The following is a 12427-nucleotide window of genomic DNA, read 5'->3' on the forward strand; positions in this document are numbered from 1 at the left end:
TTTATATTTCAGGTAAGGATTGGTTGTATATATGAGCGAATCGCAACAAAGTCAAAGTCAACCGCATTTGTTGCTTACGATGACATTAATCGTTTTAGAGACAATATTCACTTTCATTCTCAAACATGATCGTGTCGTTGCATTACAGGCCAAAAAGTTTGTAGACGAAAACATCTCGATTAAAATCAATAGCTATATTCCCTATTTCGACTTTTATGTGCAATTTACTCCAAATGGTCTGTTATTTGATCACAATGCTCCGGGGCGCATCGTCGACCTGGATGTACGCACGACACTTCCTGATCTGATCAAAATTTTTATTTTTGGCAACCGACGCAGCATTCGCAGTATGCGTATTGATGGCAATCAGGTTCTAAAAGATGAATTTCGTGACCTGTTGACCGTATTCAGTTTGCCAAAAGTACTCGCTGACTGGAAACACTGGCTGTCTGAAACACCAGCAGATGAAACCGAAATTATTGCGTCTAAGAAGCGTATAGCGCCACTTCTAAAGAAAATCGAAGAGCAGCGCTCCAAGATCAACACCCTGCAAGTTGAAGTCAAACAGTATAAAAACCGCCTGAAACGGATCGAGCGCCGTCAAAAGCGTATTAATATTATTTTTGGCTTGATCAGCATATTTTTGATTACGTTATTAGTGTATAATTGGCTCACTATGTAAATCTTTCATTTTAAGAAAATTAAATCCCACTAAGGTCTACTAAAAATAACTTGACTAATTTAGTCGGGATTCTTAAAATCGACACATCTAGTCTAACCATGTGTATCGAATCATGCGCCTAACCACTCGCGGTCGCTACGCTGTGACTGCTCTACTTGATCTAGCTTTGCAGCCTACTGAAAAAACGATTACGCTCGCTGAAATTGCGGCACGTCAAACTATTTCTGTTGCGTATCTTGAGCAGTTATTTGCGAAACTCAAGCGCCATGGCTTAGTTTCAAGTGTTCGCGGAGCAAATGGTGGATACCATTTAGCACGTAATGCAGATGAAATTACTGTGTTAGCAATTATCGAAGCTGTAAACGAAACAGTTGATGCGACTCGCTGTGACCATAAAGGCAACTGCCAGAATGGTGCGATGTGCTTGACTCATGATTTATGGCAAGAACTCTCCCACCACATTGCCGATTATTTAGCGAAAATCTCGCTTGCTGATCTGGTTGCACGTGACAATGTACAAACCGTGTCCTTGCGCCAAAATTCAGCATCCTTTGATTCAGCCCTTTTATCGGTTACAGGTATTTGACATGAAACGTCCGATTTATCTTGATTATGCAGCTACGACTCCGGTAGATCCTCAGGTTGCTGAACGTATGATGGAATGTTTAACATTCGAAGGTACCTTCGGTAATGCAGCATCTCGTTCACATGCTTATGGTTGGCAAGCAGAAGAAAAAGTTGAATATGCACGTGAACAAGTCGCCAATTTAGTTAAAGCTGATCCACGTGAAATCGTATGGACTTCAGGTGCAACCGAATCAGATAACCTTGCGCTTAAAGGTGTGGCTCATTTCTATGCATCGAAAGGTAAACATATCATTACCTCTAAAATCGAACACAAGGCAATTCTGGATACTTGCCGTGAGTTAGAGTCTGAAGGTTTTGAGATTACTTATATTGAGCCACAGCCGCAAACCGGTTTAATTACTCCGGAAATGGTTGAAGCAGAAATTCGTCCAGATACGATTCTAGTTTCACTCATGATGGTGAACAACGAAATCGGTACGATTACTGATGTGGCAGCGATTGGTGAAATCACTCGCGCCAACAAAATTTTCTTCCACGTCGATGCAGCACAAGCGGCAGGTAAAGTTGAAATCGATCTTTCAACTTTGAAAGTAGATCTGATGAGCTTCTCTGCGCACAAGATCTATGGCCCTAAAGGTATTGGTGCCCTGTTTGTACGTCGTAGCCCACGTGTACGCCTGAAAGCAGAAATGCATGGTGGCGGTCATGAACGTGGTATGCGTTCAGGTACCCTTGCCACTCATCAGATCGTCGGTATGGGTGAAGCATTTGAACTTGCAGGTAAAAACTTGGAAGCTGAACAAACCCGTTTACGCGTACTGCGCGACAAGCTCTGGAATGGCGTACAAGACCTTGAACAGGTGTTCTTGAATGGTCATCCGACACAGAACGTAGCGAATTACCTGAATGTCAGCTTCAACTTTGTTGAAGGTGAATCACTGATGATGGCCTTGAAAGATGCTGCGGTATCTTCAGGTTCAGCATGTACCTCTGCAACACTGGAACCCTCTTATGTACTTCGTGCATTGGGTCTTTCAGACGAGCTTGCACACAGTTCGATCCGCTTCAGCTTTGGTAAATACACCACTGAAGAAGATATCGACCATGTATTGAATATCACTAAAGCTGCTGTTGAGAAGTTACGTGAACTTTCTCCGCTTTGGGATATGTTTAAAGAAGGTATCGACCTTTCTAAAGTTGAATGGGCTGAGCACTAATCTTCATCCTGAGATAGTGACCAATCGGTTACTATCTCATTGAGAAAAGTTTTTTAACCCCCATATTTAATAATACTAAGGCTGACCCCGAGGTTTGGAGAAGCAACATGGCTTATAGCGAAAAAGTGATTGATCATTACGAAAACCCTCGTAATGTTGGCGTTTTAGACAAAAATGCTGAAAACGTTGGTACTGGTATGGTTGGTGCACCAGCATGTGGTGACGTGATGCGCTTACAGATCCAGGTAAATGACGAAGGCGTGATTGAAGAAGCACGTTTTAAAACTTATGGTTGTGGTTCAGCGATTGCATCAAGTTCTCTAGTGACTGAATGGCTCAAAGGTAAAACTCTGGATCAGGCACAAGCGATCAAGAACATTGATATTGCAACTGAACTTGCACTTCCACCAGTAAAAGTACACTGTTCTGTTCTTGCAGAAGATGCAATCAAAGCAGCTGTAGAAGACTACCGTAACAAGAAAGTTAAAGCTTAATTGTTCCACGTTTTGAAATTTTAACGGAGTTTTCATGATCCATTTAACTGAAAATGCTGCAACTCATATCAGCAATTATTTAAAAAATCGCGGTAAGGGTGAAGGCATTCGCGTTGGTGTGAAAACTTCAGGCTGTTCTGGTTTGGCTTATGTGCTTGAATTCGTTGACGAAGTCGATACACATGATCAGGCATTCGAGCAGTTTGGGGTTAAAGTGTTTGTCGACCCGAAAAGCCTGGTTTATCTTGAAGGTATGGAGATGGACTATGTTAAAAACGGCTTGAACGAAGGCTTTGAATTTAACAACCCCAACAAAAAAGGCGAATGCGGTTGTGGTGAATCCTTCACTGTATAAACCCGGCAGTTATTCTCTTTTGACATTAAAACAGTGTGTTTCACACTGTTTTAATTGCATTTATACAGTTATTTTTGCACATTAATCGCGGATCCCATCTCCCATGAATCATTTTGAGCTGTTTAATCTTCCGGTAGCACTCGATATTGATTTAGCGGCTTTAAAGACTGAATTTTTAAAGTTGCAGCAACAATATCACCCCGATAAAGCTGAAGATAAAGATCAGGCCCTGATTAAATCAAGCGACATCAATCAGGCCTTTAAAGCTTTGTCAGCGGTCGATAGCCGTGCAGCCTATCTATTGTCTCTCAAGAAACAGGATTATCACTTGGATCAGTCGATCAGTGATTTTGAATTCTTGCAGGACGCGCTGGAAATTCGTGAACAACTCGACGATGCAAGCTCTGCTGAAGACCTGACCTCACTCAAAGTTGAAGTCCAGCAATGGATTGACGGTCTGGTGCGCGAGTTTAAAATTGACTATACGGATGAAGACTGGGCTGAAGCACGCGATACAGTGCGTAAACTACGCTTCTTTGTTAAAGTCATGGCCGATATCGACAAGGCGGAAGACCGCTTCCTCGATGATGACAGCTTTGACCTTGATGATGATTTCTAATTTTTAATATTTAACGTGCAAAGGATGTAACACTATGGCTCTCTTGCAAATTGCAGAACCAGGTCAATCAAGTGCACCACATGAACACCGCATTGCGATTGGTATCGATTTAGGCACCACCCACTCTTTGGTTGCCACGGTTCTTTCAGGTAAAGCCAAAGTGCTTAATGACGAACAAGGTCGTGTGCTACTTCCTTCTATCGTGCATTATGCAGAACAGCAGACTCAATATGGTAATGAAGCTGCGCCTTTTATTACCACTGACCCTAAAAATACTATCGTTTCAGTCAAGCGCTTTATGGGTCGCTCCAAAGCCGATATCAAATTCCAGCATCCTTATGCCCTGGTTGGTGAAGCCAATGAAATGCCGGCCTTTGAAACTGCGCAAGGCCGTAAAACGCCGGTCGAGATTTCTGCCGAAATTTTAAAGCAGCTGAAAGATCGTGCTGAAACCAGTTTGCAAAATCCGGTGAATGGTGCAGTGATTACTGTTCCAGCCTATTTCGATGAAGCACAGCGCCAAGCTACTCGAGATGCGGCCCAACTTGCCGGTTTAAATGTTTTACGTTTATTGAATGAACCTACTGCTGCTGCGGTGGCTTATGGCCTCGATCAGGAAAGCAACCTGAGTACAGATCGCAACTATGTGATCTATGACCTCGGTGGCGGTACTTTTGACGTTTCAATTTTACGGTTTTCGCAAGGCGTGTTTGAAGTGCTCGCTACCGGCGGACACACTGCCCTCGGTGGTGATGACCTGGACCGTTTAATCCTGAAATGGGCCAAGAAGCAGCTGAATATCGAAACCTTAGATGATGCAGAATATGCACATTTTATTGTGGCAGCGCGTAAGGCCAAAGAAGCACTTTCAGATGCTGAAACCGTTCAGATTCAATTACTCGATCAAGTATTAACTCTGGATCGTGCGACATTTGAAGAGATCATTAAAGTTGCTTTGGATAAAACCATCAGCGTCTGCAAACGTGTGATGCGTGATGCCAAGCTTGAACTGGATGACATTCAAAATGTAGTCCTGGTCGGTGGCTCTACCCGTTCTTATGCAGTACAAAAAGCAGTTCGTGATGTATTTAACCAGGAACCGCTGTGCACCATTAACCCGGATGAAGTAGTTGCGATTGGTGCATCGATTACCGCAAATCAATTGATTGGTAATTCTACCGATGGTTCATTATTACTGGATGTCACCCCACTGTCTTTAGGTTTAGAAACCATGGGCGGACTGGTCGAACGTCTGATTTCACGCAACACCGCCATTCCCGTAGCGCGTCGTCAGGAATTTACCACCTATCAAGATGGTCAGACTGCCATGCTGATCCATGTGGTTCAGGGTGAACGTGATCTGGTTGAGCATTGTCGTAGCCTAGGTCGTTTTGTGCTGCACGGTATTCCCCCAATGACTGCCGGTCAGGCACGTATTGAAGTCACTTTCCAGGTCGATGCCGATGGTTTGTTGACCGTTGCTGCCAAAGAAACCACATCTGGTGTGACTGCTCAAATTGATATCAAGCCGTCTTATGGCTTATCGGGTGAAGATACCGAACGTCTGTTGCTTGACGGTTATAAATTTGCTGAAGAAGATAAAAATCTTCGTCATTTAAATGAAACCAAAGTTGAAGCGCAGCGTGAGCTGGAAGCACTGGTTCAGGCACTAAAAGCCGATGCCAATCTTTTGACTGAAGACCAGCTTGCAGCATTGCAAACTGCACAGGCGCATCTTGAAACTGAACTTCAGGGCTCAGACATCAAGGCGATTGAATCTGCGGTGGAACAGCTTAAAATACATAGTGATGCTTTTGCAGCAGCACGTATGAATCAACATATTGATGCCGCTCTGAAAGGCACCAAACTCGACGACTGGTCAAACTCAAACTAATTTAAGGTAAAGACTATGCCACGTATTAAAGTTCTTCCACATGCGCAGATTTGCCCAGAAGGTGCAGAGTTTGAAGTCGAACAAAATGCCAACCTGTGCGAAAGCTTGCTCAAAAATGGCATTAAAATTGAACATGCCTGCGATATGTCGGCGGCATGTACCACCTGTCACGTGATTGTTCGTCAAGGTTTTGACAGTCTGGAAGAAATGGATGATGTAGAAGCCGATTTACTGGATCGCGCTTGGGGTCTGGAACCTGATTCGCGTCTTTCTTGTCAGGTTAAACTGGTCGATGAAGATCTGGAAGTTGAAATTCCAAAATACACCATCAACCACGCTTCAGAAAATCATTAAGATTTTTCTGGAAAGACCATATAAAAAACCACGTTTAGACGTGGTTTTTTATATTTATGAGAATGATTAAATTACTTTGGACTCTTTCAGTGAGTCAAATTCATCTTGTGGCTGAACATGTTCAATCACTTCATCTTCAAGTTTAAGCTTGACGATGCCCTGTGAGTTGGTCAACTTCTGCTGAGTTTCAATACGTTTAATCATTTTTTCCAGCACATGAATCAATTCTGGATATTCAAAGTTTTGTACTTCATCCAGATTCAGCAATAAATGAAAACCTTTATATTCATAATCGAACCAGCGTTGATACTCAACTTTCTGTGATGCGTATTTTTCCATGAGCTGCCAGGTTCTTACCGGTGCCTTGATGCCTTTCAAGAAAATTGGTTTTTTCGGCGCACATAGATAATCATTTTTGATCAGATTATGAGTATCTTCCGAAATCAGGATTTCATCCACTTCAGCTGCACTCTGTAAGCGTGCTGCCAGGTTGGCATCCCGTCCTACAATGGTATAAGCCATCCGGTGCGTCGCACCATAATTCCCGACGTGGCAATAACCGGTCGAAATCCCCATGCGGATATGCAATGGCGGATAGCCCATTTTGATCCAGCGCTCACGCAGCAATTTCATTTGTTGACGCATGGCAATTGCCATTTCCATACAGTTCTTGGCATCCTGTTCAACCCCTTCCGAGGTCGGATCACCAAAGAAAATCAGGATGGCATCACCCATGAATTTATCCACTGTCGCTTCATAATTTTTGGCAATTTCGGTCATATGCCGCAAATAATCATTCAGCAGAAATGCCAGATCATCTGGAATCAGGGTTTCAGATAACTCAGTGAAGCCTTGAATATCCGAGAAAAAAACTGTCAGTTTTTTACGTTTATATTCTATTTTGGCTTCGGATTCCCCTTTCATGATGGACTGCCATAGCTGCACAGGCGCATAGCGGCTCAGCTGATTGGCAAATTCCATATAACGGTTCATCTGGTCAAAATAGTGGTCTTTCTTTTGGGTCATGTATTGCACACGACCACTCTGATAGAAACTTCCAACGCCAAAATAGGTAATCAGGCAGATGAAGCCTAAAACCGTCAGCTCACTACTGGTCGGTTCGAAATAATTACCGAACCCGAAGACCAGAATATTGGCCAGATAAAAAATGGTAATCCCGATCAAGCTGGCCAGAGAGGCCATCATAAATGAGATTTTATTGCTGATTGCGGTATAGAGTATTGCAACCAAACCCAGCAGGGAGAGCACCAGATCCAGTTGTACGGCCGCTAAAACAACTGAAATGACAACCACATCAATCAGAAAAAGTACATTGCGCCGGATGCGGTAATCATGCCGGTAAATCAGCCAGCGTGAAAGTTTTGAGCTAATCAGCAAGATCAGAAACAAAAAGAAAGGCACAAAGAGCTGATACTGGGTATCTGGTTCGGTATAATGAAAGACGACCAGAACCAGAGACAGCATGATATAGCCCATCAAACGATGGAAATATTCAAACTGTTGTGGTTCTTTTTGAATCCAGTCGTCTAATTGCATTCAATCACTCCCTGAAAGCCGCAATTGTTCATAGATCTTGGAATACCTTTGGGCTGATTAGTCCATACGCCAGTCAAATGGCATATCGCCCTGACCACGTAAAGCCAACATCAAGGTTTGGCGCATATGTGCCAGTACTTCGCTGCTATAAGGCACAGCAGGTGTACCCCAAACAGGCTTCGGCCATGCCACATCGTTCTGATAACGAACCACATGATGAAAATGCAATTGCGGAACCATATTGCCCAGCGCTGCCACGTTCATTTTGTCGGCACGGAAAACACGTGCCAGCTGGCTTGATAACCAGCTTGATTCACGTAAAAACTGCTCTTGGTCAGCTTGGCTCAATTCATATAATTCAGAGACACCCGGCACACGTGGAATCAGGATCAGCCAGGGAAATTGCATATCATTCATCAAACGACATGTTGACAAAGGAAAGTCGCCTACAAAAAAAGTATCTTGAGCAAGTTGTGGATGCAAACTAAACATATCTTTATAAATGATGCAAAATTAGAATGATGGCTAATACTACCATATCCAACCGAAGCTGAATATTGAAAGCAATATGTTTAAAGACAAATTCTCATGATTTATTGCGAGACGCCTCACAAGAACTTGCTCTAACATTTTATTCAAAAATCCGGTCGATTGTTTATGAAAATTCCAATGAAAATGAAATATCCCGTGAACTTTCCAACTGATTGAGTCTCATCAAATTAATGAACTTCTTTCAATAGACTGTCCAGCAAATCCTGAATAAACTGAATCCGTTTTTGATGATCTTCCAGCATGACCATCACCTTCAGGCGTTGCCCACCATTCATGCGGAAATAGGTCGGATGTTTCTGCATCATCTGGATAATGGTCATGGCCTGAACCGGCGTATCCGGTGCAAATTCCACATGCCCGCCCTGAGCACTAATATCAATTTTCGTGATACCGAGCTGTTCGGCTTTAAGACGGATCTGATGGACTGCAAATAGCTGTTTGACCGGCTGTGGCGGTATCCCAAAACGGTCTATTAGCTCCATGCAGATATTGTCCAGTTTTTCCTGAGTATCGGTATTACTGATACGTTTATAGAACAACAAACGCTGATGTACATCCCCGAGATAATCATCCGGAATGAGTGCTGGCATATGCAGGGTAATTTCTGCGGTCAGTGACAAGGGCGCATCGAAGTTTGGAGTCTTGCCTTTTTGAATGGCTTTGGTGGCTTTTTCCAGCATTTCCATATACAGGCTATAACCAATCGCCTGCATTGAACCGCTCTGCTGTTCACCAAGCAACTCACCTGCTCCACGAATTTCCAGATCTTCGGTGGCCAGCATAAATCCGGCACCCAAGGTCGATGCACGCTGAATGGCATCCAGACGTTTTTCGGCATCGCCTTTTAAGGCTTTTAAAGACGGCACCATTAAATAGGCATAAGCCTGATGGTGCGAACGCCCGACACGTCCGCGCAGCTGATGCAATTGCGCCAGTCCGAGCTTGTCGGCACGTTCAATCAGAATGGTATTGGCATTTGGAACATCAATCCCGGTTTCAATAATGGTTGAGCAGACCAGAACATTGTATTCCTTGTGATAGAACTGTTGCATCACCTGTTCCAGTTCACGTTCACGCATCTGGCCATGTGCCACAATCACCCGGGCTTCCGGCACCAGACTACGAATATGCTCGGCAGCACGATCAATCGTATCGACTTCATTGTGCAGGAAATAGACCTGACCACCGCGCAGCAGTTCACGCAGAATCGCTTCTTTAATGGTGTCATCGGTATGCTCTTGTACAAAGGTTTTTACCGCAAGACGGCGTGCCGGCGGTGTGGCAATGATAGAAAGATCACGCATGCCACTAAAAGCCATATTCAGCGTCCGCGGAATTGGCGTCGCCGTCAGGGTCAGCATGTCCACATCGGCGCGCATGGCCTTGATCCGTTCCTTGTCACGTACTCCGAAACGATGCTCTTCGTCGACAATCATCAGACCGAGATTTTTAAACTGGACATTTTCCTGCAAGATTTTATGCGTGCCAATCACAATATCGACTTTACCTTCAATCAGGTCGTCAATGGTCTTGCTATGTGCTTTGGAAGAACCGAAACGTGACAGTACTTCAATCCGAACTGGCCAATCGGCGAAGCGGTCTTTGAAGGAATCATAATGCTGCTGTGCCAGCAAGGTAGTTGGCACCAGAATCGCCACCTGCCGGTTGTTCTGCACTGCGACAAATGCAGCACGCATCGCCACTTCCGTTTTACCAAAGCCAACATCACCACAGACCAGACGATCCATCGGTTTGGCCAGTTGCATATCATGCAGCGTCGCTTCAATGGCATTGGCCTGATCCAGGGTTTCTTCATAGGCAAAACCACTGGCAAACTGCATATACAGACTTTGATCGATTTCAAAACTGATCCCGGGCTTGGAAGAACGACGGGCCTGAATATGCAGCAACTCGGCAGCAACATCGTGAATCTGTTCCAGCGCCTTACGTTTGGCTTTGTTCCATGCATCTGTACCCAGTTTATGCAAAGGTGCCAGATCCGGATCACCTCCACTATATCGGCTGATTAAATGCAGATTGGTGACTGGTACATAGACTTTGGCGGCATCGGCATAATCCAGCTGCAGGAATTCATGATCCTGATCATCGATACTTAAGGTGACCAGACCGGCATAACGCCCGACCCCATAATCGATATGCACCACAGGTGCACCCATGGTCAGTTCAGTCAGACTGCGAATCAGAAACTCTTCTGAAACTTCCTGTTGACGTTTGCGACGGCGCTGTACCACCCGGTGTTCATAGAGCTGATTTTCAGAAATCACGCTGATACGATCGCTCAGTACCAGACCGCGCTCTAAAGGCGCATTGGTAATCGCAATCGCATACAGCGATTTAATAAAGCTCTCGAAATTATCAACTGTTGGAATATCACCCAGACTTGGTCGCAAAGCATCTTTGAGGCTTTCCCTGCGGCCGGCACTCTCGGCCACCAGCAATACCGGATGATTGGCCTGATCGATATATTTTTTGACTTCATGAAACGGTTTTTCACGTTTCGGATCGACGGGCAGACGCGGTGGCAGCTGGGTATCAAGATTCAATACGCCGGCTTTTTGCTCAAAAGGCGTTTGTGCCGCAATCACACGTGCAAACTGATTCAGCTGTTCCAGAACCTGATTGGTCTGAAAAAACAGACTTTCTGGCGGCATGATCGGCTGATCGACATTGTGACGGCGATCTTCATAACGGCGCACCACATCTTGCCAAAACTGGCTCAAACTTTCTTCCAAGGCCCGATCTGTAATGACAATGCCATTCTTTGGTAAGTACGAAACCAGTGAACTTTGGTTTTGCATGACCTCGGCACTGAAAAACAACGGTAAATAAAACTCAATACCCGGCGAGTCAATACCATCCATGACATCCTGATAGATCGGATTTTTCTTTGGATTGGCAGTCGGAAAAAACTCGGCATAACGGTCACGGAATGTCGCACGGCCTTCCTTGAGCGGGAATTCTTGTGCCGGTAATACCGTAAACTGTTGCAGACTTTGTGTGGTGCGCTGGGTTTCGGAGTCAAAAAATTTCAGGGTTTCAATTTCATCATCAAACAGGTCGATCCGGATCGGCGCTTCCTGCCCCGAGGCATAAATGTCCATGATACTGCCGCGAACTGCAAATTCACCTGGATCATAAACAGTATCGACCAGATGATAACCGGCTTGAATCAGCTTTTTCTTTTGTTGTTCCAGATCAAATTTCTGTCCGACATGAATATCAAAATGCTCGCCCAAAATCCATGAAGTCGGTGCGACACGCTGTGCCAAAGTTGAAGCTGAAAGTAACAGCACCCCTGTTTTTGGCATATTGGATAAAATCGCAAGACGTTCCGAGACAATATCCTGATGCGGAGACAGACGATCATAAGGCAAAATTTCCCAGTCTGGAAAAATCGTGGGTTTAATCCCGTAAAATTCCAGCTCACTTTCCAATTGACCCAAATGCTGATTGTTGCGTGCAATCACGATAAACAAGCGCGATTGCTGTGCGACGATTTCTTTGAGCAGCAATGCTGTCGAGGAACCTTGCAGATTGCCTAACCAGCGTTTCTCGCCTGCTTTGAGTTGGGGTAAATTGAGTTGGGAAATTTCTTGTTGGAACATGGATATAGCTTTAAAGTCTAAATAACCTGAGGCTTATACTAGCACGATGATCTGCGGATATTTTGTTATTTTTATGCAGTCTTGCCCCATGTATATACCTCGATTGCAAACCACTTTTAACGCTTATTTTTTCTCGCGTAGGAAGTTGCGATAATAATCATTTAACTTCTTGAGAATCATTTTAAATTGCAGCAGGTTCTCTTCAGTATTTCCTAAAGTCGTATTAAAACGCTGATGGGCAATTTCCAGATCAATTTTTTCATTGATCAGCATCGCGGTATCATATAAAGCCTTTAAATCATCAAACTGTTTTAAACGGCGATTGGACAAATATTCCAGTCGAGCACCCAGCGCCTGATTTAAATCAATGCCATCGACCATATAACCTGTCCCTTCTATATACTGGATATTCTGCTCATCTAGATATAGCTGTGCAGCAGTCGGTTTATTACTTTTAAATAAAGCACTAATTTTATCAAACATCGCCAT

The 12427-nt window shown here is 44.2% G+C and carries 12 protein-coding genes; 8 read left to right on the plus strand and 4 right to left on the minus strand.

Annotation, left to right across the window (positions count from 1 at the left end; translation table 11 throughout):
• The first annotated feature begins 31 nt into the window (after nucleotides 1–31).
• The 8 genes from AC3IT7_RS07825 (at nucleotide 32) to fdx (ending at nucleotide 6203) form a co-directional block, all read left to right on the plus strand.
• Nucleotides 32–682, plus strand: a complete 651-nt coding sequence (locus AC3IT7_RS07825; RefSeq protein WP_489248054.1) for a hypothetical protein — start codon at nucleotides 32–34, stop codon at nucleotides 680–682.
• 112 nt (nucleotides 683–794) lie between these two features.
• The gene (locus AC3IT7_RS07830; protein ID WP_263576366.1) at nucleotides 795–1268 is read left to right on the plus strand and encodes an Rrf2 family transcriptional regulator; all 474 of its coding nucleotides are present in this window, start codon (nucleotides 795–797) and stop codon (nucleotides 1266–1268) included.
• A gap of 1 nt (nucleotide 1269) precedes the next feature.
• Nucleotides 1270–2487 carry an IscS subfamily cysteine desulfurase gene (locus AC3IT7_RS07835; RefSeq protein ID WP_489248055.1) on the plus strand — a complete coding sequence of 406 codons (1218 nt, stop codon included), beginning with the start codon at nucleotides 1270–1272 and terminating at the stop codon, nucleotides 2485–2487.
• Nucleotides 2488–2594: 107 nt separating this feature from the next.
• Nucleotides 2595–2981, plus strand: coding sequence for a Fe-S cluster assembly scaffold IscU (gene iscU, locus AC3IT7_RS07840; protein WP_422196204.1), 387 nt, complete (start codon nucleotides 2595–2597; stop codon nucleotides 2979–2981).
• A gap of 34 nt (nucleotides 2982–3015) precedes the next feature.
• Nucleotides 3016–3336: an iron-sulfur cluster assembly protein IscA gene (gene iscA / locus AC3IT7_RS07845; protein ID WP_004279817.1), complete on the plus strand. Its 321-nt coding sequence runs from the start codon at nucleotides 3016–3018 to the stop codon at nucleotides 3334–3336.
• A 103-nt stretch (nucleotides 3337–3439) separates the two neighbouring features.
• Nucleotides 3440–3955, plus strand: coding sequence for a Fe-S protein assembly co-chaperone HscB (gene hscB / locus AC3IT7_RS07850; RefSeq protein WP_475654929.1), 516 nt, complete (start codon nucleotides 3440–3442; stop codon nucleotides 3953–3955).
• Nucleotides 3956–3989: 34 nt separating this feature from the next.
• Nucleotides 3990–5849: a Fe-S protein assembly chaperone HscA gene (hscA, locus tag AC3IT7_RS07855; RefSeq protein ID WP_489248056.1), complete on the plus strand. Its 1860-nt coding sequence runs from the start codon at nucleotides 3990–3992 to the stop codon at nucleotides 5847–5849.
• Nucleotides 5850–5864: 15 nt separating this feature from the next.
• Nucleotides 5865–6203 carry an ISC system 2Fe-2S type ferredoxin gene (gene fdx / locus AC3IT7_RS07860; RefSeq protein WP_475654931.1) on the plus strand — a complete coding sequence of 113 codons (339 nt, stop codon included), beginning with the start codon at nucleotides 5865–5867 and terminating at the stop codon, nucleotides 6201–6203.
• A gap of 66 nt (nucleotides 6204–6269) precedes the next feature.
• On the opposite strand, the gene AC3IT7_RS07865 is transcribed toward fdx, so the two are convergent.
• From AC3IT7_RS07865 to AC3IT7_RS07880, 4 genes are all read right to left on the minus strand, one after another.
• Complete coding sequence (locus AC3IT7_RS07865; RefSeq protein ID WP_489248057.1) at nucleotides 6270–7760, minus strand: adenylate/guanylate cyclase domain-containing protein; 1491 nt, start codon at nucleotides 7758–7760, stop codon at nucleotides 6270–6272.
• 57 nt (nucleotides 7761–7817) lie between these two features.
• Nucleotides 7818–8252, minus strand: a complete 435-nt coding sequence (locus tag AC3IT7_RS07870; RefSeq protein ID WP_004646760.1) for an HIT domain-containing protein — start codon at nucleotides 8250–8252, stop codon at nucleotides 7818–7820.
• A gap of 227 nt (nucleotides 8253–8479) precedes the next feature.
• Nucleotides 8480–11938, minus strand: a complete 3459-nt coding sequence (gene mfd, locus AC3IT7_RS07875) for a transcription-repair coupling factor (protein WP_489248058.1) — start codon at nucleotides 11936–11938, stop codon at nucleotides 8480–8482.
• A 123-nt stretch (nucleotides 11939–12061) separates the two neighbouring features.
• Nucleotides 12062–12427, minus strand: a complete 366-nt coding sequence (locus tag AC3IT7_RS07880; RefSeq protein ID WP_489248059.1) for a hypothetical protein — start codon at nucleotides 12425–12427, stop codon at nucleotides 12062–12064.

This window comes from Acinetobacter sp. KH_038 (assembly GCF_057839405.1).

What these genes read in the sequence shown, in the direction of transcription:
- AC3IT7_RS07865 (WP_489248057.1), bottom strand. Translation starts at nt 7,760, where the DNA reads ATGCAATTAGACGACTGGATTCAAAAAGAACCACAACAGTTTGAATAT.
- mfd (WP_489248058.1), bottom strand. Translation starts at nt 11,938, where the DNA reads ATGTTCCAACAAGAAATTTCCCAACTCAATTTACCCCAACTCAAAGCA.
- hscA (WP_489248056.1), top strand. Translation starts at nt 3,990, where the DNA reads ATGGCTCTCTTGCAAATTGCAGAACCAGGTCAATCAAGTGCACCACAT.
- AC3IT7_RS07830 (WP_263576366.1), top strand. Translation starts at nt 795, where the DNA reads ATGCGCCTAACCACTCGCGGTCGCTACGCTGTGACTGCTCTACTTGAT.
- AC3IT7_RS07870 (WP_004646760.1), bottom strand. Translation starts at nt 8,252, where the DNA reads ATGTTTAGTTTGCATCCACAACTTGCTCAAGATACTTTTTTTGTAGGC.
- AC3IT7_RS07825 (WP_489248054.1), top strand. Translation starts at nt 32, where the DNA reads ATGAGCGAATCGCAACAAAGTCAAAGTCAACCGCATTTGTTGCTTACG.
- AC3IT7_RS07835 (WP_489248055.1), top strand. Translation starts at nt 1,270, where the DNA reads ATGAAACGTCCGATTTATCTTGATTATGCAGCTACGACTCCGGTAGAT.
- hscB (WP_475654929.1), top strand. Translation starts at nt 3,440, where the DNA reads ATGAATCATTTTGAGCTGTTTAATCTTCCGGTAGCACTCGATATTGAT.
- fdx (WP_475654931.1), top strand. Translation starts at nt 5,865, where the DNA reads ATGCCACGTATTAAAGTTCTTCCACATGCGCAGATTTGCCCAGAAGGT.
- AC3IT7_RS07880 (WP_489248059.1), bottom strand. Translation starts at nt 12,427, where the DNA reads ATGGCGATGTTTGATAAAATTAGTGCTTTATTTAAAAGTAATAAACCG.
- iscA (WP_004279817.1), top strand. Translation starts at nt 3,016, where the DNA reads ATGATCCATTTAACTGAAAATGCTGCAACTCATATCAGCAATTATTTA.
- iscU (WP_422196204.1), top strand. Translation starts at nt 2,595, where the DNA reads ATGGCTTATAGCGAAAAAGTGATTGATCATTACGAAAACCCTCGTAAT.